Here is a 26,162-nt window from a genome sequence, read left to right on the forward strand (position 1 = left end):
TCACACCCGTTCCCATTCCGAACACGGCAGTTAAGCTCTTCAGCGCCGATGGTAGTTGGGGGTCTCCCCTTGTGAGAGTAGGACGCCGCCAAGCCAATATAAAGATCAGCCAACCGGCTGGTCTTTTTTTGCGTATAATCATGACGAAATGAAGGGAAGGTAGCTGCTAATCCGGCCTAGCGAGAAATAATTCGTCCTGGACACAACATAATTCAACCTAGAGAGAAGTAAATCGACCTGGACTCAGCATAATTCAACCTACAGAGAAAATCCTTAAGTAGCTATTCAACATTTTTGGAAAACCGTTTCTAAACAATGACTTACTTATAGCGGTTTTATACGCAAATGAAAAGAGACCGTAAACCGAAGGAAGGCGAGTAGAAAAGGGGTTTATGTAAAGAGCATAGAGTACGGTGGAGTGGTGTAGCTTGAATAGGTATAATGGTAAGGATAACTCTTTCTAATCATGTCTATATCTATGATATATTAGGAATATGCAAGTGAACTGGAATGTACATCTAATGACCTTGCCATTAGAAGTTCTTGTCCATGATACTAGAATGAATTTAATGTTCATTATTAAATGTGAAGGTAGACATATATAGAATAAGAAAGGAAACGATGTCGTGAGTAAAAAGAGTAAGGAAAAGTTTGAAGTTATCGAGGGAGAGACAATCGATGCTTGCCTAGATCGAATGAAGGCGGCGGGGTACTTTCCTGTAAGGCGCACGGAAGAACCTATATTTGCCGAAAGAATGGAGAATGGGAAAGTCCATTATGTGCCAGTTGGTCGAAAAATCGTCTTCGAAGCAAAATTAATCGAGTAAAACACGAACGATTGATTGGTAACTTGTGAAAATATTCGATTTTAACTTGACATTGAAATAGCCGAAAGGTAAGATGAAGGTACATTAATACATCTCATATAATCATGGGGATATGGCCCAAAAGTTTCTACCTGATGACCGTAAATCATTGGACTATGAGAGAAGCATCTAACTAATTCGGAATATATTCTAGGCCTTTTGTGTTTACGTAAAGGCTTTCTTTTCCGGACAGAATGCTTCCTCTATGAGGAGGCATTCTGTCCGGTTTTTTTATATAATGAGAAGCGTCACGCCATAATATGAGTGTTGGAGGGAATGATGATATGAAACCGCAAGTTGGGGTTATAATGGGAAGTGTCTCAGATTGGGAAACGATGAAATACGCTTGTGAATCATTGGAACAGCTTGAGATTCCCTATGAAAAAAGAGTCGTTTCCGCCCACAGGACGCCGGATTTACTATTTGAATATGCAGAGAATGCTAAAGATAGAGATATTAAAGTGATCATTGCCGGGGCAGGTGGGGCAGCACATCTTCCAGGTATGACAGCGGCCAAAACGATTGTCCCAGTGATTGGAGTACCGATACAATCGAAGGCATTAAACGGGATGGATTCATTATTATCGATTGTTCAAATGCCTGGCGGTGTACCGGTTGCGACAGTCGCAATCGGAAAAGCAGGTGCAGTCAATGCTGGTTTATTAGCGGCTCAAATGTTAGCGGCTTTCAATCCTGAAATTGCCGGGAGATTGGAAGCTTTACGAGACGAAACGAGAGAAAAGGTGTTAAGCAGCAGTGAACAACTTAAATAATACAATCATTTTACCGGGACAGACCATTGGAATTATCGGCGGTGGACAATTGGGCAGGATGATGGCCTTGTCGGCGAAGGCATCGGGCTTTAAGATAGCGGTCCTTGAGCCAACGGCAGATGGTCCTTGTGCGCAAGTGGCGGATATTGAAGTCATTGGAGCTTATGATGACATCGATGCGTTAAGAAGGTTAGCAGAGGTCAGTGATGTCATAACTTATGAGTTTGAAAATATTAGTTCTAAAGCTTTGGATTGGTTAAAGCAACATGCATTTCTTCCCCAGGGCTCTGAATTATTAAAGCTTACACAAGATCGACTAACTGAAAAAAAAGCTATATCCGAAGCAGGAGCATCGGTTGCTCCATATCAGGAAATACAGGATATTTCGGAAATTTACCTTCATATTGAGAAATTAGGGTACCCTAGTGTGTTAAAAACGACGCGGGGCGGTTATGATGGAAAAGGGCAGTTGGTAATTAAAAAAGAAGCCGATATCAAAAAGGCTGAATCCCTGCTCCAAACAGGTGTATGTGTGCTGGAAGCCTGGATTCCTTTCGTAAAAGAAATCTCCATTATCGTGACGCGCAAGGCAGATGGCGAGGTAAGTCATTTTCCGATTGCAGAAAACATTCACATCGAGAACATTCTTCATAAAAGTATTGTTCCTGCTCGTATTAGCCATAAAGCTGAACGGAAAGCCATTGATGAAGCTTTGCAGCTAGCAGAAAAACTTGAGTTAGTAGGGACATTGGCAGTCGAGATGTTCTTAACAGATCAAGATGAAATCATCATTAATGAATTAGCGCCAAGACCTCATAACTCCGGCCATTATACAATGGAAGCATGTGAGACATCACAGTTTGAACAGCATATAAGGGCTGTCTGCAATTGGCCACTTGGAAATACGGCGTTATTGAAGCCTGTGGTAATGATAAACATACTTGGTGAGCATATCGAACCCTTAATGAATGAAATTCCGACGCTATCAGATTGGAAGGTTCACCTTTACGGTAAGAAAGAAGCCAAGCATAAGCGAAAAATGGGGCATGTGAATATTTTACGTCCAACGACTGAGGAAGCTCTTTTGGAAAGTGATCGAAGCAAAATATGGAATCAACAGGTTGAAACGGAGGAAGTAAAATGATTGAACGTTATACCCGCCCAGAAATGGGGAACATTTGGACAGAAACAAACCGCTTTAATGCGTGGTTGGAAGTAGAAATCTTAGCTTGTGAAGCATGGTCTGAACTTGGTGTCATTCCAAAGGAAGATGTGAAGCTTCTTCGTGAAAATGCGACATTCGATGTGGAGCGTATCAATGAAATCGAAAAAGATACACGCCACGATGTTGTTGCTTTCACTCGTGCGGTATCTGAAACATTAGGTGACGAACGGAAATGGGTACATTACGGATTAACATCTACTGATGTGGTGGATACAGCTCTTTCATATGTGATTAAGCAAGCGAATGATATCCTTTCGAAGGATTTGAATAACTTCGTTGAGATCCTGAAAAACAAGGCAAAAGAACATAAATACACGGTTCAGATGGGACGTACGCATGGAGTTCATGCAGAACCGACTACTTTTGGCTTGAAGCTTGCGCTTTGGTATCAAGAAATGAAACGTAATGTTGAACGTTTTGATGAAGCGAGAAAGAACATAGAAGTTGGAAAGATTTCTGGCGCTGTCGGGACCTATGCAAACATCGATCCGTTCGTTGAAAAATACGTTTGTGAAAAACTTGGTCTTGAAGCAGCCCCAATTTCTACACAAACATTGCAGCGTGACCGTCATGCACATTACATGAGCACTTTGGCGTTGATTGCGACATCGATTGAAAAGTTCGCGGTGGAAATTCGCGGCTTGCAAAAAAGTGAAACACGTGAAGTGGAAGAGTTCTTTGCAAAAGGACAAAAAGGTTCGTCGGCAATGCCTCATAAACGGAACCCAATCGGTTCTGAAAATATGACGGGAATGGCTCGTGTTATCCGCGGTTACATGATGACGGCATATGAGAATGTAGCTTTATGGCATGAACGTGACATTTCACATTCTTCTGCTGAGCGCATCATCTTGCCGGATGCAACGATCGCCTTAAATTATATGCTGAACCGTTTCAGCAATATCGTTAAGAACTTGACCGTTTATCCAGAAAATATGAAACGCAATATGGACCGTACACTGGGATTGATTTTCTCACAACGTGTATTGCTATCCCTTATCGATAAAGGACTTGTCCGTGAAGAAGCGTATGATACGGTTCAGCCGAAAGCGATGGAAGCATGGGAGCAACAGGTTCCATTCAGAAGCCTGATCGAAAAGGATGATAAAATCACAAGCTTGCTTACGAAAGAAGAACTTGATGATTGTTTCGATCCGACACATCACCTGAAAAATGTTGATGTAATCTTTGATCGTTTAGGTTTATAAAAAGTGAAGGCGGCGAACATGGCACCAATAAGCGGTGTTATGTTTGCCAAGCCTGATCAATGGCAGGAAGATTCATAATATTCACAATGTGGGGGTCTGGACAGATGGAAAAACGAGAATTGTTGTATGAAGGAAAAGCTAAGCAAATTTTTGCAACAGACAACAGTGAAATAGTTTGGGTGGAATACAAAGACTCGGCAACAGCCTTTAATGGTGAGAAGAAATCAGAGATTGCCGGAAAAGGTAAATTGAATAATCAAATTACTAGCTTACTATTTTCAAAGCTTGCCGAAGAGAATATTCCGTCCCATTTTATTGAAAAGCTTTCCGACCGGGAGCAGCTAGTCAAGAGGGTATCCATCATTCCGCTTGAAGTGGTTGTCAGAAATACGGCTGCTGGCAGTTTTTCTAAAAGAACAGGCATGGAAGAAGGCAAGCCGCTCAAGAAAACGCTGGTTGAGTTTTACTATAAAGATGATGAGCTCGGCGATCCTCTGTTGACGGAAGACCATATTGAAGAATTGGCACTTGCTAGTAAGGAAGATGTAGCAATTTTAAAAGAAAAGGCACAGGAAATAAATACAGTCCTAACCTCGTTCTTCAAAGAGATGGATATTAGATTGATAGATTTTAAATTAGAGTTCGGGAAAACATCGAATGGAGACATTCTGCTGGCTGATGAGATTTCACCTGATACGTGCCGTTTATGGGATGTAAACACGAACGAAAAATTAGACAAAGATGTATTCCGTCGTAATTTAGGCAGTTTAACAGAAGCTTACGAAAAAATACTAGCAAAGTTGGAGGGCACTCAACATGTATAAGGTTAAAGTATATATCACACTACGCGAAAGTGTACTAGATCCACAAGGAGCAGCAGTTCAACAATCACTTCATAGCATGACCTATAACGAAGTAAGCGATGTACGTGTAGGGAAATACATTGAACTTACAATAGAGGATACGGATCGTGATTTAGATCAGCTTGTGAAGGAAATGTGTGAAAAACTATTGGCCAATACGGTAATTGAAGCTTACCGCTATGATGTTGAGGAGGTTATCACCCAATGAAATTTGCTGTCATAGTTTTCCCTGGTTCCAATTGTGATATCGATATGTACCATGCGATTAAGGATGCACTAGGGGAAGAAGTGGAGTATGTGTGGCATTCCACAGACAATCTAGATCAGTATGATGGGATTCTCCTTCCTGGAGGCTTCTCTTATGGAGACTATTTACGCTCTGGAGCGATTGCCCGTTTTTCGAATGTAATGGCCGAAGTCGTAAAAGCGGCACAGGCCGGAAAGCCTGTTCTTGGTGTTTGCAACGGTTTTCAGATTTTACTTGAAGCAGGACTTCTACCTGGTGCGATGCGCCGTAATGATGGGCTGAAGTTCATTTGCCGCAATGTAGGTTTGAAGGTTAAAAATAATCAATCCATGTTTACGACAGGTTATGAAGTGGATGAAACGATTACAATTCCAATTGCTCACGGTGAAGGGAATTACTACTGTGATAATGAAACATTGGCTGAATTGAAACGAGATAACCGCATCTTGTTCACATATGATGGTGAGAATCCAAACGGAAGCTTGGAGCAGATAGCGGGAATTACGAATGAACAAGGAAATGTCCTCGGAATGATGCCTCATCCCGAACGTGCTGTTGATTCACTGCTTGGCAGTAAAGACGGCTTAAAGATTTTTCAATCCATCGTAAAAAACTGGAGGGAATCACATGTTATTACAGCTTGAACCAAGTCCGGAAAAAATTAAATCGGATCGCTTATACGCAACTATGGGACTATCCGATAAAGAATTTGCCATGGTGGAGAAAATCTTAGGCAGACTGCCGAATTATACGGAAACAGGATTGTTTTCGGTTATGTGGTCAGAGCATTGTTCCTACAAAAACTCAAAACCCATCTTAAGGAAATTCCCGATTACAGGAGAGAAAGTGCTTCAAGGTCCTGGTGAAGGCGCAGGAATCGTCGATATCGGTGACGATCAAGCTGTCGTTTTTAAGATAGAAAGTCATAACCATCCATCGGCTATCGAGCCTTACCAAGGTGCCGCTACTGGTGTCGGCGGAATTATCCGTGATGTTTTCTCCATGGGTGCCCGTCCGATTGCAATGTTGAACTCGCTTCGTTTCGGTGAGCTAGATAACGACCGCGTGAAATATCTATTCAAAGAAGTCGTTGCCGGGATTGCGGGTTACGGAAATTGTATCGGAATTCCAACTGTCGGCGGAGAAATTCAATTCGATCCATCGTATGAAGGAAATCCTCTGGTCAATGCAATGTGTGTCGGCTTGATCGATCATAAGGACATTAAAAAGGGCCAAGCGCATGGAGTTGGCAACACAGTAATGTATGTGGGTGCCAAAACTGGACGTGATGGTATTCATGGAGCAACATTCGCATCTGAAGAACTATCAGAGTCTTCAGAAGAAAAACGGCCTGCCGTACAAGTCGGCGATCCATTCATGGAGAAGTTGCTTTTGGAAGCATGCCTTGAATTGATTCAAAATGATGCCCTTGTTGGCATTCAGGATATGGGAGCAGCTGGTCTTACAAGCTCTTCTGCCGAGATGGCCAGTAAAGCTGGTTCAGGAATAAAAATGAACCTAGATTTGGTACCGCAGCGTGAAACGGGAATGACGGCTTATGAAATGATGCTTTCTGAATCACAAGAGCGGATGCTGATCGTAGTCACAAAAGGACGCGAACAGGAAATCGTTGACTTGTTTACGAAATATGACCTAGAAGCAGTTGCTGTCGGAGTGGTAACGGATGATAAAAATCTAACACTTTCCCATCAAGGCGAAATCGTTGCTGAGGTTCCGGTCGATGCTTTGGCTGAAGAAGCTCCGATTTATCACAAGCCATCTGCAGAACCGCAATATTTCCGTGACTTCCAAAGCATGACGGCAGAAGTGCCTGTCATTGAAGATTATAAAGAAACATTGGTATCACTATTGAAGCAGCCGACGATTTCGAGCAAGGAATGGGTCTACGATCAATATGATTACATGGTCCGCACGAATACGGTCGTTTCACCTGGATCGGATGCAGCGGTAGTACGTGTACGAGGTACAAACAAAGCTCTTGCGATGACGACGGATTGCAACTCTCGCTATATATATTTGGATCCTGAAACAGGAGGAAAAATCGCAGTTGCTGAAGCAGCACGTAACATCATTTGCTCTGGTGCGGAACCTCTAGCCATTACGGATTGCTTGAATTTTGGGAACCCAGAAAAACCAGAGATATTCTGGCAACTGGAAAAAGCGGCAGACGGTATGAGTGAAGCTTGCAGAAGCTTAAGTACTCCTGTCATTGGCGGAAATGTCTCGCTTTACAATGAGACGAATGGTGAAGCGATTTATCCGACACCTGTAGTTGGGATGGTCGGTCTTGTCAGCGATCTTCAACATATCACTACGCAATCGTTTAAAAATGAATCCGATTTGATTTATGTGGTCGGTGAAGCAAAAGTGGAATTTGGAGGCAGTGAATTACAAAAAATGCTTCATGGAAAAATCTTTGGGCGCGCACCAGAACTTGATTTGACTGTAGAACAAAAGCGTCAGCAGCAAATTCTCACTGCAATCAAAGCAGGATTGGTTGCATCAGCTCATGATCTTTCGGAAGGTGGTTTGGCCGTCGCATTAGCTGAATCTTTATTCGGGGCAAACAAGCTAGGTGCTAAAGTGAATATTTCCGGCGAACTGGTATCCGAGCTTTTCAGTGAAACGCAATCGCGCTTCTTACTATCCATTAAACCTGAAAACAAAGACGCATTTGAAGCACTTGTTGAAGATGCCATTTGTATTGGTTCAGTAACGGAAAATAATAAATTAGTCGTGACCGAGGCAGGCAGTGAAAGCAACGTATTGGAAGCGGACGTTGATGCTTTACAAACAGCTTGGAAGGGAGCTATACCATGCTTGCTGAAATAAGAAGCCTAAACGAAGAGTGTGGAGTAGTTGGCGTCTGGGGACACCCAGATGCAGCACAACTTGCTTATTACGGGTTGCATAGTTTGCAGCACCGTGGACAAGAGGGAGCGGGCATCGTCGTCACGGACGGTGAGCAGATGTCCATCTCTAAAGGTGAAGGTCTCGTCACAGAGATCTTCACGGCTGAAAAAATGCAAGCACTTTCTGGTACAGGAAAAGCGGCAATCGGCCATGTCCGTTATACAACGGCAGGCGGCGGCGGGTACCAAAACGTTCAGCCTTTCTTGTTTAATTCACATACAGGTGGCCTGGCGCTTGCCCATAATGGGAATATCGTCAATGCCAATCAGCTAAAAGCACAACTTGAAGGACAGGGAAGTATCTTTCAAACGACATCGGATACGGAAGTTCTGGCACATTTGATTAAGCGGTCGGGCTACTCAGATGTCAGGGATTCCGTGAAAAGCAGTTTAAGCATGCTGAAGGGTGCGTATGCTTTCGTCATCATGACCGAAAACCAAATGATCATGGCGAGAGATCCGCACGGTTTCCGCCCGCTTTCGTTAGGTAAAATAGGCGATGCTTATTTTGCCGCATCCGAAACATGTGCTCTTGATATTGTAGGTGCAGAATTTATCCGCGATATAGAGCCGGGTGAACTCGTTATCATTAATGATGAGGGAATCACATCCGAGTACTTTTCCCTTTCCAGTCAACAGGCCATGTGCACGATGGAATATGTGTATTTTTCCCGTCCCGATAGCAATATCGATGGAATCAACGTTCATACGGCACGAAAGAACCTTGGGAAGCAAATGGCACTGGAAACCAAAATTGAAGCAGATGTCGTAACGGGTGTACCCGACTCCAGCATCTCGGCAGCGATTGGCTATGCTGAGGCGGCAGGCATTCCTTATGAAATGGGCTTAATTAAAAACCGTTATGTAGGACGCACATTCATTCAGCCATCGCAGAGTTTGCGTGAACAAGGCGTGAAGATGAAGCTTTCACCTGTAAGAGGGGTCGTAGAAGGTAAGCGGGTGATAATGGTTGATGATTCCATTGTCCGAGGAACTACAAGCAGAAGGATCGTCGGTATGCTGAAAGATGCAGGAGCGAAAGAAGTGCACGTTGTCATCAGTTCGCCGCCAATCAAAAATCCTTGTTTTTACGGAATAGATACATCTAAAAAAGATGAACTGATAGCGAACTCTAAATCGGTCGAGGAAATTAGGGAAATCATTGGTGCGGATTCCTTGACTTTCTTAAGTGTTGAAGGCATGGTCGAAGCAATTGGCCGTCCATTTGCTGGAGAAACGCGCGGGTCATGTCTAGCTTGTTTCACCGGAAATTATCCGACTGAAATTTTTGAATACGAACGAGAAAAAACTAAATGCTGATCATGTCGGAAATGAAGAACGATTTTCGGAGGGGGATTTCAAATGGCTAATGCCTACAAACAGGCTGGTGTGGATATTGAGGCTGGTTATGAAGCGGTAAATAGGATGAAAAAACATGTGAAGCGCACATTTCGTCCAGAAGTAATGAATGGGCTGGGCGGTTTCGGGGGCATGTTCGATTTGTCTTCCTTGAACCTGAAAGAACCTGTGCTCATTTCAGGTACGGATGGAGTGGGTACGAAACTTTTATTGGCCTTCATGATGGATAAGCACGATACAATTGGAGTGGATTGTGTAGCGATGTGCGTCAACGATGTTGTCGTTCAAGGTGCTGCACCTTTATACTTTTTAGATTATATAGCCTGTGGTAAAGCGGACCCAGAACGGATTGAAATGATCGTCAAAGGAATTGCGGATGGCTGTGAGCAAGCAGGCTGTGCTTTGATCGGCGGAGAAACTGCGGAAATGCCAGGCATGTACGAGCTGGAAGAATATGATGTGGCAGGTTTTACTGTTGGGGCCGTTGAAAAATCACGTTTAATTACGGGTGAGGCAATCACAGCTGGTGATGTCGTTATTGGCCTTGCTTCAAGCGGTATTCATAGTAATGGTTACTCCCTTGTTCGTAAAATCCTTCTAGAAGATGCGGGTATGGGACTTCATGACTTCGTACCACAGTTAGATTGCAAATTAGGCGAGGAATTGTTAAAACCGACGAAAATCTATGTGAAGTCCGTGTTGTCTACTTTGGAAAAATTCGAGATAAATGGTCTTGCCCATATCACCGGTGGCGGGTTCATCGAAAATATACCACGTATCCTACCTGAAGGATGCGGTGTGGAAATCGAGCTTGGAAGCTGGGTAATTCCTCCTGTATTCTCGTTCCTTGAAGAAAAAGGAAAGCTTGTAAAAGAGGAAATGTTCAATATCTTCAATATGGGTATTGGAATGACAGCTGTCGTGAAAAAAGAAGATGCAGCTGCTGTGTTAGCCCATCTACGGTCTTGCGGTGAGGAAGCATCAATTATCGGAACGATTGTGGCTGGAAATGGAGTGTCATTCAAATAATGAAGCGTCTTGCTGTCTTTGCATCAGGTAACGGTAGTAATTTTCAATCAATTGCAAATGCGATAAAAAGCGGAGAAGTGAAGGCCGAAATCTGTCTGGTCGTTTGCGATCGTGAAGACGCATATGTGCTAGAGAGAGCGAGGCTTGAAAATGTTCATTCTTTTTCCTTCTCAGCGAAGAATTACGCTAACAAGGCGGAGTTTGAATCGGAAATCCTGGAGGAACTTCGCCAATGTGATGTGGAAATGATTATTCTGGCTGGCTATATGCGTTTGATAGGTCCGACCTTATTACAAGAATATCCACAAGCCATCGTGAACATCCATCCTTCGCTCCTGCCGGATTTTCCCGGCAAGGATGCAGTTGGCCAGGCTTTTGAAGCCGGAGTGATGGAAACGGGAGTCACGATACATTATGTAGATGAAGGAATGGACACAGGACCGATCATTGTCCAAAAAACGGTACCGATTCTTGATGGAGATACGATAGATATTCTTCAAAAAAGAATTCAGGAAACGGAGCATGATCTGTATCCGTCCGTTTTACAGGAGCTATGCCAACAGCAACTTACTTAATGGAGGGACCAACATAACATGAAAATACGTGCTTTAATTAGTGTATCGGATAAAACAGGTATCATCGAATTTGCTCAAGGTTTACTTGAGGCAGGCTTTGAAATCATTTCAACCGGCGGTACGAAAAAAACGCTGCAGGATAATGGCGTTGATGTGATTGGAATCAGTGATGTTACTGGTTTCCCGGAAATCCTCGATGGCCGTGTTAAAACGCTTCACCCGAATGTTCATGGAGCAGTATTGGCAAAACATGATGACGAAAATCATGCAGCGCAGCTTGCAGAGCATAATATTGAACCGATCCAATTAGTGTGTGTGAACTTATATCCATTCCAAGCGACGATCTCCAAGCCGGAAGTCACTGTGGAAGATGCCATTGAAAACATCGATATCGGCGGACCGACGATGCTTCGTTCTTCTGCCAAAAACCACGAATATGTGACGGTTATCGTCGATTCCAATGACTATCCAACCGTATTGGCTGAGCTGAAGGAAAAAGGTGCTGTATCAAAAACCACGAATCGCCGTTTGGCAGCAAAAGTCTTCCGCCATACAGCAGCATATGATGCTGTCATTTCTGAATATATGACAGAGCTTGCCGAAGAAGAGAATCCAGAAACGTTAACTGTTACCTATGAATTAAAACAGTCGCTTCGTTATGGGGAAAATCCTCATCAAAAAGCCGCATTCTATAAAAAACCGCTCGGTTCCGTTTTCTCGATTGCAGAAGCGAAGCAATTACATGGAAAAGAACTTTCATACAACAACATTAATGATGCAGATGCAGCACTTCAAATCGTTAAGGAATTCAATGAGCCCGCTGCAGTTGCCGTCAAACATATGAACCCTTGCGGCGTCGGTGTCGGAGCAACCATTTTAGAAGCATATGAAAAAGCTTATGAAGCAGATGCCACTTCCATCTTTGGTGGAATCATTGCTTTGAATCGTGAAGTCGATAAAGCGACTGCACAAAGACTTCATGAAATTTTCCTTGAAATCATCATTGCCCCTGGATTTACGGATGAGGCAGTGGAAGTGTTGACAAGCAAGAAAAACCTTCGTTTATTAACGATCGATTTCGACGCGGTTAAAAAGCCGGAACGTAAATTGACATCCATTGAAGGCGGCTTACTCATTCAAGACCGCGATGCACATAGCCTACAAGATGCAGAAGTGAAGGTCGCAACGAAGCGTGAGCCTACACCTGCTGAGTGGAAGGCCATGGAGCTTGGCTGGAAAATCGTGAAGCATGTGAAATCGAATGCAATTGTGGTATGTAACGATCAAATGACGTTAGGCGTTGGTGCTGGTCAAATGAACCGTGTTGGAGCTGCAAAAATCGCTCTGGAGCAAGCTGGTGAAAGAGCAGCAGGCAGTGCTTTGGCATCGGATGCTTTCTTCCCAATGGATGATACGGTTGAAGCGGCTGCGAAAGCGGGTGTCACGGCAATCATTCAGCCTGGTGGATCTGTTAAAGATGAGGATTCAATCAAGAAAGCTGATGAATATGGGATTACGATGGTGTTTACAGGAATTCGTCACTTTAAACATTAATCAAAGGATGAGGTGCGATAATGAATGTACTAGTAATTGGCAGGGGCGGCAGGGAGCATGCTATAGCCCGTAAACTATTTGAAAGCGAACGGGTCGGGACGGTTTTTGCTGCACCTGGAAATCCAGGCATGATGGATGTAGCGACTCTTGTGCCGATCGAAGAAAGCAATCATGAGGAATTAATTGCTTTTGCCAAGGCAAATGACATTTCATTGACGGTGGTCGGACCTGAAACGCCATTGCTGAACGGGATTGTAGATGATTTTACGGAAGCGGGCTTAAAGGCATTCGGTCCTAATGGTCGCGCTGCAGTCATTGAAGGAAGCAAATCCTTTGCTAAAGATTTAATGAAGGATTACAGCATACCGACTGCGGAATATGAAACGTTTTCTGATTATGATTCAGCAAAAGCATATATTGAAAAAATCGGTGCACCCATCGTGATAAAAGCGGATGGCTTGGCTGCCGGCAAAGGTGTCGTTGTTGCGATGACGATGGAAGAGGCGCTGGATGCCATCCATGATATGCTTGTCGGAGCTAAGTTCGGGGAAGCTTCTGCCAAGGTCGTCATCGAAGAATTCCTTGACGGCGAGGAATTTTCGTTGATGGCATTCGTTAATGGCGATAAAGTATATCCGATGGTCATTGCCCAAGATCACAAGCGCGTTTTCGATGGAGATCACGGTCCGAACACAGGTGGAATGGGTGCTTACTCACCAGTACCGCAAATTTCCGATGAGATGGTTCAGACAGCGGTCGAAACCATTCTTCAACCCACGGTGAATGCAATGATTTCAGAAAACAGGAGTTTCACAGGCATATTATATGCAGGTTTAATCGCTACTGAAAAAGGTACGAAAGTCATTGAGTTCAATGCTCGTTTTGGAGATCCGGAAACGCAGGTTGTTTTACCACGCCTGAAAACGGATTTCGTTAATACGCTTGAAGCAGTTCTTTCTGGAGCAGATTTACAGCTTGAGTGGCATGAAGAAGCCGTTCTTGGAGTGGTCGTCGCAGCTGATGGATATCCAGGGGAATATAAAAAGGGATCTATCATTAAAGGCTTGGAAAAGATTGATGCCGATGCCCATATCTATCATGCCGGGACGGCTCTTGATACTGAAGGGAACTTCACCTCTAATGGCGGCCGTGTGCTTCTTGTTGCAGCTAAAGGGAAAGATTTGGCCTCAGCACAAGCTCACGTATATAAAGAGTTAGGTCACGTGGAAAAAGCAGGGTTGTTTTGGCGAACGGATATCGGTTATCGTGCAATCCAATACAATTTTTCATGAGTAATCAAAGAAGCTGACTCTAACTAGAGTCAGCTTCTTCTTTATGATCAATCATTAATTAGAATCTGATGGAAGCAGCTCGTTTTCTTGAGTGTGTTCCTTCTTCATTAAAGTTTGCCCGTTCTCCATAGCATCGACGATAGGGCAATAGCGAAGGATTCCTTCGCCTATTTTCATGGCAGAAAGCATGACCACGATTAGATAAGATTGTTTTTTCCACGGTTTTTTCACCATTTTTGCCGCTGCCCATGTAAGGAAGGTTAAACCGCAGGTAATTCGCATTAACGCATTAATTATACTGATATTTTGTTTAAACTTCATAATTATGTCCATCCCTTCACAAAAATTTAACAATATTCCGGGTAACATTACTGTTCTAATGAGGCAAGTATGTTACTATGGAATAAAATTGGATTGAAAATGGTTTTTTTTTATACATTTGTTTCTAAAAAATTATGGGGGAATGTTTATGCTTGAACAGCGCTATAGATGGAAAAATAAACATCTTAGAGAACATATAGATGTGCTGGATGGCAACAGGGCACCACACATTCTGCTTAAAAATACGACTTATTTAAATCAAGCCCTACGAAAATGGGTGAAGGCGAATATATGGATATATGAGGACCGGATCGTCTATGTTGGCGATAAGCTACCTGATAATATAGATCATTGTGAAATGGTTGATTGCACAAACCAGTATTTGGTCCCGGGATATATTGAGCCTCACTCCCATCCTTCTCAATTATATAATCCCCTTTCTTTTTCACGTTATGCATCTCATTTTGGCACAACGACATTGATTAATGATAACTTGCCGTTTCTCTTGCAGTTAGATAAAAAGAAAGCGTTTTCTCTTTTGAAGGAATTACGGAACATTCCTGTTACAATGTACTGGTGGAGCCGTTTTGATGGGCAAACGGAATTGATTGATGAAGATGTGGTGTTTTCCCATGGAGCCGTTAAATCCTGGCTGGAGCATGATGCCGTATTACAGGGCGGGGAACTGACCGGCTGGCCGAAGCTTCTGGATGGGGATGACATGATGCTGCATTGGATTCAGGAAGCGAAGCGGATGAGGAAGAAAATAGAAGGACACTTTCCAGGGGCTTCAGAGAAGACATTGGCAAAAATGACCCTGTTCGGCGCCGACTGTGATCATGAAGCAATGACAGGAGATGAAGTCATGTCCCGCTTGCTGCAAGGCTATTATGTGTCGCTGAGACATTCTTCAATCAGGCCGGATCTTCCTAAGCTGATTTCCGAAATCCATGAACTCGGCATCGACCATTATGACAAATTCTTTTATACGACAGATGGATCACCGCCTTCTTTTTATGAAGATGGTTTCATAGACTGTTTAATAAAGATTGCAATAGAGCATGGCGTTCCAGTCATCGATGCTTACAATATGGCAACGATCAATATTGCACGATATTATAATATTGAATATCTACATGGCAATATTGCGACAGGAAGGGTAGCCAACATTAACTTCCTCACCGATGTAATGGAACCTGCGCCGGTTTCGGTAATGGCAAAAGGGAAATGGGTGAAAAGGGAGGGTGAGATCATTCCCGATGAACAGGAAATCGAGTGGAGTGATTTTGATTTTAAACCACTTGATCTTGATTGGGATCTTAGTTTAAAGGAAGATTTTGAATTCTCAATGCCGTTTGGAATTGAATTGGTCAATAACGTAATTACAAAGCCATATTCTCTTTCCAATGATGTTGGGCACGAAGAGCTGACCTTTGAGAATGATGAATGCTTCTTCATGCTCATTGATCGGGAAGGAAAATGGCGAATTAATACAATATTAAAAGGCTTTGCAAATAAGCTGTGTGGCTTTGCCGGCTCTTATACCAATACGGGTGACATCATTCTGATCGGTAAGCGGAAAAAAGATATGCACTTGGCATTTAACCGCCTGAAGGAAATTGGTGGTGGAATCATTTTAACAGAACAAGGTAAGGTGATCCATGAACTGCCCTTGAAGTTAAAGGGAGTCATGTCCACCAAGGAGGTTCCTGAACTGATTGAAGAAGAGAATGAGCTGAAAAGATTGCTGTGCGAGAGGGGCTATCGCTTTGACGACCCTGTTTACACCCTTTCGTTCTTTTCGACGACACATCTTCCTTATATAAGGCTAACCCAGCGAGGCGTGTATGATGTTATGAATAAAACTATACTCTTTCCTACTATAATGCGTTAAAATATAAGAGAAGAAAGTGCTAATAAATCAGGGGAGTGGAAGGATGAATTATAAGAGAGTTCTTTTCATCGTTTTGGCTATTTTACTGTTGGCAGGCTGTTCGGCAAAAGAAGAACCTGCATTGGATGACAGTAAGACGAAAGATCAGGCTGACAAAAAAAACACGGATGTGAAAGATGAACCTCGCAATAAGTTTCCACTTACTGGTGTTTCCTCCGATGAAAGTATCGAGCAAAGGGCCGTAGCCGTGATGATTAATAACCATCCAAATGCAAGGCCGCAATCCGGCCTCTCTAAAGCCGATTTGGTATTTGAAATGCTCGCAGAAGGTGATATAACCAGATTTTTAGCCATCTTCCAAAGCGAAAGGCCTAGCCAAATCGGTCCGATTCGGAGTGCAAGGGATTACTATATCGAAACGGCTAAAGGCCTCGATTGCATCTACGTGTGCCATGGGTTTAGCCCCGAGGCTAAAACCATGCTGGACAAAGGGTATATTGATAACTTGAACGGATTATATTATGATGGTACTTTGTTTCAACGCTCGGACGATCGAAAAGCTCCGCATAATTCTTACATCTCTTTTGCCGGCATCCAAAAAGGAGCGAAGGAAAAGGGATATGAGATGAAGGGTGCACCAAAGCCATTCACCTTCCTTACAGAGGAAGATGTAGCTGGCCTTCAAGGAGAATCGGCACAAAAAGTCGAGATATCCTATGGTTTAAAAGAGTATGATGTTGAGTATGAATACGATGCCACGGATAAGAAATATAAACGGTATTCGAATGGGGAGCAAGCAGTCGAATACAAATCGAATAAACCGATTTTACTTGATAATATATTGATCATTGAGGCCGCACATAAAGTGATTGACGAAAAGGGCCGTCGCAAAATAGATTTGAACAGTGGTGGAAAAGGTTATTTACTTCAAAAAGGAAAACTGAATGAAGTGGAATGGGTTAATAGGGGTGGGAGGATCATACCAGTGAAAAGCGATGAGGAAGTAGGGTTGATTCCAGGGAAAACCTGGATCAATATCATTCCGGATCAACCTGGTTTAGTAAAAGATGTCTCATTCTGATACCCGAGAAATTGAGGGGGAGTAACATGCAAATTGATAAGTTAAGAGGAAAAGAGACCGATCAGCTGTTTAAGTCGATCCTTTCCTTGCGTGATTTGGACGAATGTTATCGATTTTTTGATGATTTATGTACAGTGAATGAAATTTCATCTTTAGCTCAGCGACTAGAAGTAGCCCGGATGCTTGAAGAAGGTAAAACCTATCATAAGATCGAAACGGAAACGGGAGCAAGCACAGCTACGATTTCCAGGGTCAAACGCTGTTTGAATTACGGGAATGACGCTTATACAATGGCTCTCAACCGGATTAAGGAAAACGTTGAGGAAACAACAGAATCTTGATGCTATCGTTTTTTTATATGGTGAATCAGAAAAAGCCGAGGAATTCCATTCCCGGCTTTTTCTTTTGAGTTTAGTGCATTCCCGTACTCCTTCTTTTGGTCGTATCGGTTTTATACTGGGTTTTACATTGCCAATTTATTTTTGGTAAGAATTTTATCGATACTTCTCTTTTTTAATGAAAAATCTTAATGCTATAATGGTGTAATGGAAAGTGTGAATGGAGGATTATAATGTACGATTTTCGCGAGTGGAAACATGTTTTCAAGCTCGATCCAAATAAAGAAATAAGTGATGAGGCACTGGAAAAGATCTGTGAATCAGGTACAGATGCCATCATGGTCGGGGGAACGGATGGAATTACGCTTGAGAATGTGCTTCATCTGATGGCACGGGTCAGACGGTATTCCGTCCCTTGCGTGATGGAGATATCTTCTGTTGAAACGGTGACGCCTGGCTTCGATCTATACTTCATTCCGAGTGTCCTCAATAGCTCCAATCCCGATTGGATGATGAAACTGCATCAGCAGGCAGTCAAAGAATATGGATACTTGTTAAATTGGGATGAGATTTTCGTAGAGGGGTATTGCATCCTCAATTCTGATTGTAAGGTGGCGCAATTGACGAAAGCCAATACTGAACTTGATATGGATGATGTGGGTGCATATGCAATGATGGCAGAAAAGATGTTCAACCTGCCGATTTTTTATTTGGAATACAGCGGTGAGTTTGGCGATGTCAGGATGGTGGAAGCGGCCAAAGAGAACTTGGAGAATACCGTCTTATTTTATGGCGGTGGGATAAAGTCGGTTGAACAGGCCAAAGAGATGGCGGAGTTTGCGGATGTTATCGTTGTAGGTAATGTGATTTATCAGGATTTGAAGGTGGCACTTGCCACAGTTGCGGCAGTGAAATGAAAAAACGGAATAAATGTAGTATACTAAAACAGAAACGAATGTTCGTATAGGTGGTGTGATAATGCAATATTTAGCGGAAAAATTACTAATAGGTTTGAATGAACAGCAACAAAAAGCAGTAAAAGCGACAGATGGCCCACTTTTAATCATGGCAGGAGCAGGAAGTGGTAAGACGCGTGTGCTGACTCACCGAATAGCTTACTTGATGGTAGAGAAGGAAGTGGCACCTTGGAATATCCTTGCCATCACGTTCACTAATAAAGCGGCACGTGAAATGAAGGAGAGGATCCGTGCCATACTTGGCGGTGCCTCGGAGGATATCTGGATTTCGACGTTCCACTCGATGTGTGTCCGCATTTTACGAAGAGATATTGACCGTATCGGCTTTAATAGGAACTTCTCGATATTGGATACGACCGACCAGCAGTCGGTCATCAAGCAGATCATGAAGGATCGGAATATGGATACGAAGAAATATGATTACCGGGCCATTTTAGGCAGCATCAGTTCAGCGAAAAATGAATTGGTCAATCCGGAAGAATATCTTAAGACTGCATCAGATTTCTTCACGAAAATAACTGCTGAAGTATATATGGAGTACCAAAAACGGCTGCGCAAAAATTCAGCGCTCGATTTCGATGATTTGATCATGATGACGATTCAATTGTTCCAACTTGTACCGGAAGTGCTTGAATATTATCAGCGTAAGTTCCAATACATTCATGTCGATGAGTACCAAGATACGAACAGGGCTCAATATATGCTCGTTAAACTACTAGCTTCACGGTTCCGTAATCTCTGTGTTGTCGGGGATTCAGATCAATCGATCTATCGCTGGCGCGGTGCGGATATTGCCAATATCCTTTCATTCGAAAAAGATTACCCGAATGCCAACATGATATTCCTCGAGCAGAACTACCGCTCGACAAAAAAGATTCTTGCAGCGGCGAATAAGGTTATCGATAACAATCAAAACCGGAAACCAAAGAATCTTTGGACGGAGAATGCCGATGGTAACAAGCTATTCTATTACCGTGCAGATAACGAACAAGGGGAAGCGCAATTCGTAGCCGGTAAGATCAATGAGCTCGTACAGGATGGCAACAGAAAATATTCCGATATAGCGATTCTTTACAGAACAAACGCACAATCCCGGGTTATGGAGGAAGTGCTGCTTAAATCCAATATAAACTATGCGATCGTTGGGGGCACTAAGTTCTATGACCGTAAAGAGATAAAGGACTTGCTTGCCTATCTTCGCCTTATTGCCAATCCTGATGATGACATCAGCCTGCGTCGAGTAATCAATGTACCAAAGCGCGGCATCGGTGCCACCTCCATGGACAAAGTCGCAGATTATGCGAATCAATACGATGTTTCCATATATAAAGCACTTGAATCTGTGGAAATGGTCGGGATAAGCGGGAAGGCGACCAAGGCAGCAAGGGAATTCCATACGTTAATCACCAATTATACAAATCAGCAGGAGTACTTATCGGTGACGGAGCTGGTGGAGGAAGTAATTAAGAAAACCGGTTACCGTGAGATGCTGCAGGCAGAAAAAACGATCGAGTCACAAAGCAGGCTTGAAAATATAGATGAGTTTTTATCAGTGACGAAAGCGTTCGAAGATAATAGCGAGGACAAATCATTGGTGGGCTTTCTGACTGACCTGGCGTTGGTTGCCGATATAGACCAACTTGACGAGAATTCCGAAGAAGCTACAAATACGGTAACGTTGATGACACTGCATTCAGCGAAGGGGTTGGAATATCCGGTAGTCTTTTTACTGGGGCTTGAAGAAGGTGTTTTCCCTCATAGTCGTTCGCTCATGGATGAAGAGGAGATGGAAGAAGAACGCCGACTTGCTTATGTCGGAATTACACGGGCTGAAAATGAGCTATTCATAAGCAATGCCCAAATGCGGACATTGTATGGACGGACGAGCATGAATCCAGTTTCCCGTTTCATCGCGGAAATACCGGAGGAGCTTCTTGAAGACCTGAAACCGAAACCGGCTCCAAGGGCAAGGCAAACACCTTTCAGTTCTTCAGCGAGAACCAGCACCTCATCAACGGCATCGACAAGAAAAGTCCCTGCATTTGGAAGAGCTGTTTCTGCACCATCTGCAACGGGCGGTGAAGAGATTGGCTGGGCAGTCGGTGATCGTGCATCGCATAAGAAGTGGGGTGTAGGAACCGTCGTGAGCGTTAAAGGGGAAGGCGAAGGAAAGGAACTGGATATTGCATTTCCAAGTCCCATTGGCATTAAGCGGCTATTGGCGAAATTTGCACCAGTTGAAAAAGCTTAAGCTATTATTATGCGTCTACTGGTAAAGAATAGGGATATCTGACTTTAGACACCGCTCTTCTATATAGAAGTGCGGTGCAGTCTTCTTTAGAAAGGATTGAACATATGGACTTAAAAGCTGCAGAGAAGAAAGTGCTAGAACTGCAAACATTATTGAACCAATACAGTTATGAATACCATGTGATGGACCAGCCATCAGTGCCTGATGCTGAATATGACCGACTGCTCCGTGATCTTATTGAGTATGAAGAGAAATTTCCAGAGCTGCAAACGCAAGATTCACCGACACAGCGTGTTGGCGGAGCGATTTTGGATATGTTTGAAAAAGTCGAGCACACCACCCCGATGCTTAGCTTGGGAAATGCTTTCAATGAAAGTGACTTACGTGATTTCGACAGAAAGGTCCGCCAAGCAGTGGGGGATAATTACTCCTATGTATGTGAATTGAAAATAGATGGACTTGCCGTCACGCTGCAGTATGAGAATGGATATTTTACAAGAGGGGCAACCCGGGGAGATGGGACGATCGGTGAAGAAATTACGGCAAATCTTAAAACGATCAAATCGATTCCATTGAAGCTGCGGGAGCCTATCTCGATAGAAGTGCGCGGCGAGGCGTTCATGCCGAAAAAATCATTCGAATCCCTGAATAAGGTTAAGGAGGAACGCGGTGAAGAACCGTTTGCAAACCCCCGGAATGCGGCAGCTGGTTCGTTAAGGCAGCTTGACCCAAAGCTTGCTGCAAAACGGAACCTCGATATTTTCCTTTATGCGATTGCTGATTTAGGTGAAACGGGCGTCATTAGCCAAAGTGAAGGCATGGATCTATTGGATCGTTTGGGATTCAAGACGAATCGGGAAAGAAAAACATGCACCAATATAGAGGAAGTGCTAGCCTATATAGTAGAATGGACGGAGCAGCGGCCAAACTTAGCGTATGATATCGATGGCATTGTCGTAAAGGTGAATTCCCTTGAACAACAGGATGAATTAGGTTACACTGCCAAAAGCCCGCGGTGGGCCATTGCTTATAAATTCCCTGCTGAAGAAGTCATCACAACCTTACGTGATATCGAGCTGAATGTTGGTCGTACGGGTGTCTTGACGCCAACAGCTGTTTTGGACCCCGTTCGGGTAGCGGGTACGACTGTTCAGCGCGCTTCCCTGCATAACGAAGACTTGATTCGTGAAAAGGACATTAGAATCGGAGACCAAGTGGTTGTGAAAAAAGCCGGTGATATCATTCCAGAGGTGGTCAATGTACTGGCAGAGAGCCGCACTGGGGATGAGGTCGAGTTCCAGATGCCGACTGAGTGCCCGGAATGCGGCAGTGAACTTGTTCGGCTCGACGGGGAGGTTGCCTTACGCTGCATCAATCCGAAGTGTCCTGCACAAATTCGGGAGGGCTTGATTCACTTTGTTTCCCGGACGGCCATGAATATAGATAGTCTAGGTGAGAAAGTCATCAGCTTGCTATTTAAAGAAGAACTGATACAAGATGTAGCTGATATTTATAAGCTTACATATGATCAAGTGATTGCATTGGAACGGATGGGGGATAAATCGGTGAATAAACTCCTTCAGGCGATCGATGCTTCAAAAACCAATTCTTTGGAAAAATTGCTATTTGGGTTAGGGATTCGGCATGTTGGTTCGAAAGCGGCAAAAACACTGGCTCGGGAATTTGGCACGATGGAAGCCTTAAGTAAGGCAAGCCGTGAACAATTAACGTCCATAAATGAGATAGGCGATAAAATGGCGGACTCCATTGTCGCATATTTTGAATTGGAGGAAGTCCATGCACTTTTGAATGAGCTGGAAGCGGCCGGTGTGAATCTTGCTTATAAAGGGGCAAGAGCTGTTCCCATTGAAGAAATTGATTCATTTTTTGCCGGGAAAACGGTCGTATTAACTGGTAAATTGCATCAGTTAACACGTAATGAAGCTAAAGAAAAATTAGAGTCGCTTGGGGCTAACGTAGCTGGAAGCGTCAGCAAGAAAACCGATTTGGTCGTGGCTGGGGAAGATGCCGGTTCCAAACTGGATAAAGCGGAAAGCCTAGGCGTCATGGTTTGGGATGAAGAGAAACTGATTGAGGAACTAAAAAAATAAGAGGTGTAGCTATGAGGAAACACTCTATTTTGGGGATGGTTCTTATACTGCTTCTTGCTGGGTGTGCACCTAGTTTTGAGGATAAGCAAGAGGTAGTTCAAGACTCCAAAGACAAAAAAGAAACGGCAATCATTCCGAAGTATAAAATTTCGGAAGAATATTATCAAACAATCCTTCCGTTTGAGCCATCAAAAGCCCGCGGTTTGGTCGTATCGAATTTAAATACCCGCTATGATATAGAAGAATTCGAAAATGGGCTTATGCGGTTGGCCCAAACCCAATTCGATCCGGAAGATTACCTATTTCAAGAAGGGCAAATGCTTGATAGTTCCACCATTTCTTCCTGGCTTAACAGAAAATTCACGAGCAGCCAGCTGAAAGAAAAGGACCTAAAAGCTACACAGAACCAAGGCTTGAACCCGCTTGATCCAGGTAAAGGTGACATCGATAAGCGGAATGAAGAAAATCCGATTTATCTTGCTCACATTTTAGAACATAATTATCTAGTCAAAACAAAGGATAATTCAGTCAGCCTTGGCGGAGTCGTCATTGGTCTTGCGTTGAATTCAGTGCATTACTATCAAAAAGAGGCGTACGGTGCCACCTATGAAAACAAAATCAATAGTGAAAAGTTAAAGCAAGAAGGGGAAAAAATTGCTGCAGAGGTTTTAAAAAGGCTGCGTAAAATGGACAAGCTGAAAAATGTCCCGATCACGATTGCCTTATTCGAGCAAAATGAAAAATCTTCCGTAGTGCCTGGAAATTTCATTTCTTACACCAATGTCGGACAAAACTCTAATAGTATTGGAAAATGGAACAACTTGGACGAAGAGTATTTCCTATTTCCTTCTGTGGGTGCTGAAAAAAAATACCGAGATGACGTCAATACCTTCACGAACTTCAAGGAAGATGTTGAAGAATATTTCCCTAACTTTAACGGAGTCATCGGCAGGGCATTTTATATGGATGATCAATTACAGAGCTTGAACATTGATATCCCGATTCAATTTTATGGGAACTCGGAAGCGATTGGCTTTACCCAGTATGTGGCCGGACTTGTGATGGAACGCTTTCCTAAATATATTTCCGTACAAGTATCGATTACTTCGGTAAATGGCCCCGAAGCCCTCATTGTCCGTGAAGCAAATCAGGACGAACCAACCGTGCATATATATGAGTGATAAAAGATGAAGCTTAACAGCTTCGTCTTTTTTTTGAAAGCAAATAAACGTTAAAAACTTCCATTTCAGGGGGTGTTTGCGCATTAAAAGGGACGGTTTGTCGAAATTCACCGCCTTTGTGCCATTTCCCCGGAAATTTCGGCAACTTTCCCATATTTCCCGGAAAATATCTCTTTTTCCTTATGAAATATTACAATTTCGACATGGCATCTCTTGTTGCTTTACTGTGTAATAGTTTGTTATGATTTAAACGATGATTTTATGGATAAAAGCGGCGAAATTCAGTCGATTTGGATATTTTTTCGGAGGTGAAGAGAATGTCACGTATTTCTATGGAACAAGTTAAACACGTTGCTCATTTGGCTCGTTTGGCCATTACGGAAGAAGAAGCACAACAGTTTCAACATCAGCTTGACCAAATGATCTCATTTGCGGAGCAGTTGAATGAGCTTGATACAGATCAAGTGAATCCGACTTCTCACGTTTTGGATATGAAGAATGTTATGCGCGAAGATGTCGCAAAACCAGGATTGCCAGTAGCGGAAGTAGTAAAAAATGCACCGGATAGCAAAGAAGGATATATCCGTGTACCATCCATAATTGAATAAGGAGGGACAATGATGTCGTTGTTCGAACAAAAGGTTTCTGAGCTTCATGAACGCTTACATAAGAAAGAGATCAGTGTCACTGATCTTGTTGACGAATCGTATAAGCGAATCGGACAGGTAGAGGACAAGGTGAAGGCATTTTTGACACTTGATGAAGAAAATGCGCGTAATCAAGCAAAACAATTGGATGATCAAATAGTAAAAGGCGAGAACAAAGGCGCTTTATTTGGTATGCCAATTGGAGTGAAAGATAATATTGTCACGAAAAATTTACGGACGACATGTGCAAGCAAAATTTTGGAGAACTTTGATCCAATTTATGATGCAACAGTTGTTCAAAAGCTACAGCAGGCAGAAACGGTGACGATCGGAAAATTGAATATGGATGAATTTGCAATGGGTTCGTCAAATGAGAACTCCGCCTATCAGGCAACACGCAACCCTTGGAATACGGATTATGTACCAGGTGGTTCTTCTGGTGGTTCAGCTGCATCTGTCGCTTCAGGTGAAGTCTTATTCTCTCTAGGCTCCGATACGGGTGGATCGATTCGCCAACCAGCAGCATATTGTGGAGTTGTCGGCTTAAAGCCTACATATGGACGGGTTTCCCGTTTTGGCCTCGTTGCGTTCGCGTCTTCATTAGACCAAATCGGTCCGATTACAAGAACGGTAGAAGATAATGCTTATTTACTCGAAGCGATTTCAGGTATTGATCCAATGGATTCCACTTCAGCTAACGTTGACGTGCCAAGTTTTGTGAATTCGTTAACAGGCGATGTCAGAGGATTGAAGATCGCAGTTCCTAAAGAATATCTTGGCGAAGGCGTTGGGGAAGAAGCACGTAATTCGGTACTTGAAGCGTTAAAAGTATTAGAAGGACTTGGAGCAAAATGGGAAGAGGTATCTCTGCCGCATTCCAAATATGCTTTAGCAGCGTATTACCTGCTATCTTCATCGGAAGCTTCGGCTAACCTTTCACGTTTTGACGGTGTACGTTACGGACACCGTACAGATAATGCAGAAACACTTATAGAGATGTATAAGCAAACCCGTGCAGAAGGATTCGGTGACGAAGTGAAACGCCGTATCATGCTGGGAACTTTCTCCTTAAGTTCTGGTTATTATGATGCTTATTATAAAAAAGCTCAAAAAGTACGTACATTGATTAAAAAAGACTTTGAAGATGTCTTTGAAAAATACGATCTCATCGTTGGGCCGACTACACCTACACCGGCATTTAAGATCGGTGAAAAAGTAGACGATCCGTTAACGATGTATGCAAACGATATTTTAACGATTCCAGTCAATCTTGCTGGTGTACCAGGTATATCCGTACCATGTGGATTCGGATCGAACGGGCTTCCGCTTGGCCTGCAAATGATTGGTAAGCATTTTGATGAAAGCACGATTTACCGCGCGGCTCACGCATTTGAGCAAGCAACAGATTTTCATAAACAATTTCCTAAGCTGTAAGGG

23 protein-coding genes, 1 rRNA gene and 1 riboswitch are annotated in these 26,162 nt (G+C 43.2%); of the genes, 23 read left to right on the forward strand and 1 reads right to left on the reverse strand.

The window, feature by feature from the left end:
* The 14 genes from rrf to purD all read left to right on the forward strand — a co-directional run.
* Window positions 1–94, forward strand: a 5S ribosomal RNA gene (gene rrf, locus ASU00_RS12870); the annotation flags it as partial.
* 532 nt (window positions 95–626) lie between these two features.
* The gene (locus tag ASU00_RS12875) at window positions 627–827 is read left to right on the forward strand and encodes an NETI motif-containing protein (protein WP_057913878.1); all 201 of its coding nucleotides are present in this window, start codon (window positions 627–629) and stop codon (window positions 825–827) included.
* 74 nt (window positions 828–901) lie between these two features.
* Window positions 902–1,003: riboswitch (purine riboswitch) on the forward strand.
* A gap of 147 nt (window positions 1,004–1,150) precedes the next feature.
* Complete coding sequence (gene purE, locus ASU00_RS12880; RefSeq protein WP_057913879.1) at window positions 1,151–1,639, forward strand: 5-(carboxyamino)imidazole ribonucleotide mutase; 489 nt, start codon at window positions 1,151–1,153, stop codon at window positions 1,637–1,639.
* A complete protein-coding gene (gene purK / locus ASU00_RS12885) occupies window positions 1,623–2,783 on the forward strand; it encodes a 5-(carboxyamino)imidazole ribonucleotide synthase (protein ID WP_057913880.1) in 1,161 nt (386 codons plus the stop codon). The genes purE and purK overlap by 17 nt, the downstream gene beginning before the upstream one ends.
* The gene (purB, locus tag ASU00_RS12890; RefSeq protein ID WP_057913881.1) at window positions 2,780–4,072 is read left to right on the forward strand and encodes an adenylosuccinate lyase; all 1,293 of its coding nucleotides are present in this window, start codon (window positions 2,780–2,782) and stop codon (window positions 4,070–4,072) included. Before purK ends, purB begins: the two co-directional genes overlap by 4 nt.
* A gap of 104 nt (window positions 4,073–4,176) precedes the next feature.
* On the forward strand, window positions 4,177–4,896 hold the full coding sequence (purC, locus tag ASU00_RS12895; RefSeq protein ID WP_057913882.1) for a phosphoribosylaminoimidazolesuccinocarboxamide synthase: 720 nt from the start codon (window positions 4,177–4,179) through the stop codon (window positions 4,894–4,896).
* Complete coding sequence (gene purS / locus ASU00_RS12900) at window positions 4,889–5,143, forward strand: phosphoribosylformylglycinamidine synthase subunit PurS (protein WP_057913883.1); 255 nt, start codon at window positions 4,889–4,891, stop codon at window positions 5,141–5,143. The genes purC and purS overlap by 8 nt, the downstream gene beginning before the upstream one ends.
* A complete protein-coding gene (gene purQ, locus ASU00_RS12905) occupies window positions 5,140–5,826 on the forward strand; it encodes a phosphoribosylformylglycinamidine synthase subunit PurQ (RefSeq protein ID WP_057913884.1) in 687 nt (228 codons plus the stop codon). Before purS ends, purQ begins: the two co-directional genes overlap by 4 nt.
* Window positions 5,810–8,035, forward strand: coding sequence for a phosphoribosylformylglycinamidine synthase subunit PurL (purL, locus tag ASU00_RS12910; protein ID WP_057913885.1), 2,226 nt, complete (start codon window positions 5,810–5,812; stop codon window positions 8,033–8,035). The genes purQ and purL overlap by 17 nt, the downstream gene beginning before the upstream one ends.
* The gene (gene purF / locus ASU00_RS12915) at window positions 8,020–9,435 is read left to right on the forward strand and encodes an amidophosphoribosyltransferase (protein ID WP_057913886.1); all 1,416 of its coding nucleotides are present in this window, start codon (window positions 8,020–8,022) and stop codon (window positions 9,433–9,435) included. Before purL ends, purF begins: the two co-directional genes overlap by 16 nt.
* A gap of 42 nt (window positions 9,436–9,477) precedes the next feature.
* Window positions 9,478–10,503, forward strand: coding sequence for a phosphoribosylformylglycinamidine cyclo-ligase (gene purM / locus ASU00_RS12920; RefSeq protein WP_057913887.1), 1,026 nt, complete (start codon window positions 9,478–9,480; stop codon window positions 10,501–10,503).
* Window positions 10,503–11,078 (forward strand): phosphoribosylglycinamide formyltransferase, encoded by a 576-nt coding sequence (purN, locus tag ASU00_RS12925; protein WP_057913888.1) that lies wholly within the window; start codon window positions 10,503–10,505, stop codon window positions 11,076–11,078. Before purM ends, purN begins: the two co-directional genes overlap by 1 nt.
* Before the next feature lie 18 nt (window positions 11,079–11,096).
* Window positions 11,097–12,632 carry a bifunctional phosphoribosylaminoimidazolecarboxamide formyltransferase/IMP cyclohydrolase gene (gene purH / locus ASU00_RS12930; RefSeq protein ID WP_057913889.1) on the forward strand — a complete coding sequence of 512 codons (1,536 nt, stop codon included), beginning with the start codon at window positions 11,097–11,099 and terminating at the stop codon, window positions 12,630–12,632.
* 20 nt (window positions 12,633–12,652) lie between these two features.
* Entirely contained in the window at window positions 12,653–13,924 is a 1,272-nt protein-coding gene (purD, locus tag ASU00_RS12935; RefSeq protein ID WP_057913890.1) for a phosphoribosylamine--glycine ligase, read from the forward strand.
* A gap of 54 nt (window positions 13,925–13,978) precedes the next feature.
* Here purD and ASU00_RS12940 read toward each other — a convergent pair whose 3' ends face one another.
* The gene (locus tag ASU00_RS12940) at window positions 13,979–14,245 is read right to left on the reverse strand and encodes a YgaP-like transmembrane domain (protein ID WP_057913891.1); all 267 of its coding nucleotides are present in this window, start codon (window positions 14,243–14,245) and stop codon (window positions 13,979–13,981) included.
* A 148-nt stretch (window positions 14,246–14,393) separates the two neighbouring features.
* On the opposite strand from ASU00_RS12940, the gene ASU00_RS12945 reads away from it, so the two are divergent.
* The 9 genes from ASU00_RS12945 to gatA all read left to right on the forward strand — a co-directional run bounded on the left by ASU00_RS12945 (window position 14,394) and on the right by gatA (window position 26,159).
* Window positions 14,394–16,139, forward strand: a complete 1,746-nt coding sequence (locus ASU00_RS12945; protein ID WP_057913892.1) for an adenine deaminase C-terminal domain-containing protein — start codon at window positions 14,394–14,396, stop codon at window positions 16,137–16,139.
* A gap of 43 nt (window positions 16,140–16,182) precedes the next feature.
* Window positions 16,183–17,220 carry a DUF3048 domain-containing protein gene (locus ASU00_RS12950; protein ID WP_057913893.1) on the forward strand — a complete coding sequence of 346 codons (1,038 nt, stop codon included), beginning with the start codon at window positions 16,183–16,185 and terminating at the stop codon, window positions 17,218–17,220.
* A gap of 26 nt (window positions 17,221–17,246) precedes the next feature.
* Window positions 17,247–17,561, forward strand: a complete 315-nt coding sequence (locus ASU00_RS12955; RefSeq protein WP_057913894.1) for a YerC/YecD family TrpR-related protein — start codon at window positions 17,247–17,249, stop codon at window positions 17,559–17,561.
* 230 nt (window positions 17,562–17,791) lie between these two features.
* Window positions 17,792–18,475, forward strand: coding sequence for a heptaprenylglyceryl phosphate synthase (pcrB, locus tag ASU00_RS12960; protein WP_057913895.1), 684 nt, complete (start codon window positions 17,792–17,794; stop codon window positions 18,473–18,475).
* Between the two features lie 61 nt (window positions 18,476–18,536).
* Window positions 18,537–20,786 (forward strand): DNA helicase PcrA, encoded by a 2,250-nt coding sequence (gene pcrA, locus ASU00_RS12965; protein WP_057913896.1) that lies wholly within the window; start codon window positions 18,537–18,539, stop codon window positions 20,784–20,786.
* 104 nt (window positions 20,787–20,890) lie between these two features.
* The gene (ligA, locus tag ASU00_RS12970; RefSeq protein WP_057913897.1) at window positions 20,891–22,897 is read left to right on the forward strand and encodes an NAD-dependent DNA ligase LigA; all 2,007 of its coding nucleotides are present in this window, start codon (window positions 20,891–20,893) and stop codon (window positions 22,895–22,897) included.
* A gap of 11 nt (window positions 22,898–22,908) precedes the next feature.
* The gene (locus ASU00_RS12975; RefSeq protein WP_057913898.1) at window positions 22,909–24,078 is read left to right on the forward strand and encodes a CamS family sex pheromone protein; all 1,170 of its coding nucleotides are present in this window, start codon (window positions 22,909–22,911) and stop codon (window positions 24,076–24,078) included.
* Window positions 24,079–24,395: 317 nt separating this feature from the next.
* Entirely contained in the window at window positions 24,396–24,686 is a 291-nt protein-coding gene (gene gatC / locus ASU00_RS12980) for an Asp-tRNA(Asn)/Glu-tRNA(Gln) amidotransferase subunit GatC (RefSeq protein WP_057913899.1), read from the forward strand.
* Between the two features lie 12 nt (window positions 24,687–24,698).
* Window positions 24,699–26,159, forward strand: a complete 1,461-nt coding sequence (gene gatA / locus ASU00_RS12985; RefSeq protein ID WP_057913900.1) for an Asp-tRNA(Asn)/Glu-tRNA(Gln) amidotransferase subunit GatA — start codon at window positions 24,699–24,701, stop codon at window positions 26,157–26,159.
* Window positions 26,160–26,162: the final 3 nt, after the last annotated feature.

The organism is Peribacillus muralis, from assembly GCF_001439925.1.
Classification (GTDB): domain Bacteria; phylum Bacillota; class Bacilli; order Bacillales; family DSM-1321; genus Peribacillus; species Peribacillus muralis.

What these genes read in the sequence shown, in the direction of transcription:
- purM (WP_057913887.1), top strand. Translation starts at nt 9,478, where the DNA reads ATGGCTAATGCCTACAAACAGGCTGGTGTGGATATTGAGGCTGGTTAT.
- ASU00_RS12955 (WP_057913894.1), top strand. Translation starts at nt 17,247, where the DNA reads ATGCAAATTGATAAGTTAAGAGGAAAAGAGACCGATCAGCTGTTTAAG.
- purH (WP_057913889.1), top strand. Translation starts at nt 11,097, where the DNA reads ATGAAAATACGTGCTTTAATTAGTGTATCGGATAAAACAGGTATCATC.
- purE (WP_057913879.1), top strand. Translation starts at nt 1,151, where the DNA reads ATGAAACCGCAAGTTGGGGTTATAATGGGAAGTGTCTCAGATTGGGAA.
- ASU00_RS12945 (WP_057913892.1), top strand. Translation starts at nt 14,394, where the DNA reads ATGCTTGAACAGCGCTATAGATGGAAAAATAAACATCTTAGAGAACAT.
- ASU00_RS12950 (WP_057913893.1), top strand. Translation starts at nt 16,183, where the DNA reads ATGAATTATAAGAGAGTTCTTTTCATCGTTTTGGCTATTTTACTGTTG.
- pcrA (WP_057913896.1), top strand. Translation starts at nt 18,537, where the DNA reads ATGCAATATTTAGCGGAAAAATTACTAATAGGTTTGAATGAACAGCAA.
- gatA (WP_057913900.1), top strand. Translation starts at nt 24,699, where the DNA reads ATGTCGTTGTTCGAACAAAAGGTTTCTGAGCTTCATGAACGCTTACAT.
- purN (WP_057913888.1), top strand. Translation starts at nt 10,503, where the DNA reads ATGAAGCGTCTTGCTGTCTTTGCATCAGGTAACGGTAGTAATTTTCAA.
- purQ (WP_057913884.1), top strand. Translation starts at nt 5,140, where the DNA reads ATGAAATTTGCTGTCATAGTTTTCCCTGGTTCCAATTGTGATATCGAT.
- purC (WP_057913882.1), top strand. Translation starts at nt 4,177, where the DNA reads ATGGAAAAACGAGAATTGTTGTATGAAGGAAAAGCTAAGCAAATTTTT.
- purL (WP_057913885.1), top strand. Translation starts at nt 5,810, where the DNA reads ATGTTATTACAGCTTGAACCAAGTCCGGAAAAAATTAAATCGGATCGC.
- purF (WP_057913886.1), top strand. Translation starts at nt 8,020, where the DNA reads ATGCTTGCTGAAATAAGAAGCCTAAACGAAGAGTGTGGAGTAGTTGGC.
- purD (WP_057913890.1), top strand. Translation starts at nt 12,653, where the DNA reads ATGAATGTACTAGTAATTGGCAGGGGCGGCAGGGAGCATGCTATAGCC.
- ASU00_RS12940 (WP_057913891.1), bottom strand. Translation starts at nt 14,245, where the DNA reads ATGAAGTTTAAACAAAATATCAGTATAATTAATGCGTTAATGCGAATT.
- ligA (WP_057913897.1), top strand. Translation starts at nt 20,891, where the DNA reads ATGGACTTAAAAGCTGCAGAGAAGAAAGTGCTAGAACTGCAAACATTA.
- purS (WP_057913883.1), top strand. Translation starts at nt 4,889, where the DNA reads ATGTATAAGGTTAAAGTATATATCACACTACGCGAAAGTGTACTAGAT.
- gatC (WP_057913899.1), top strand. Translation starts at nt 24,396, where the DNA reads ATGTCACGTATTTCTATGGAACAAGTTAAACACGTTGCTCATTTGGCT.
- purB (WP_057913881.1), top strand. Translation starts at nt 2,780, where the DNA reads ATGATTGAACGTTATACCCGCCCAGAAATGGGGAACATTTGGACAGAA.
- ASU00_RS12975 (WP_057913898.1), top strand. Translation starts at nt 22,909, where the DNA reads ATGAGGAAACACTCTATTTTGGGGATGGTTCTTATACTGCTTCTTGCT.
- pcrB (WP_057913895.1), top strand. Translation starts at nt 17,792, where the DNA reads ATGTACGATTTTCGCGAGTGGAAACATGTTTTCAAGCTCGATCCAAAT.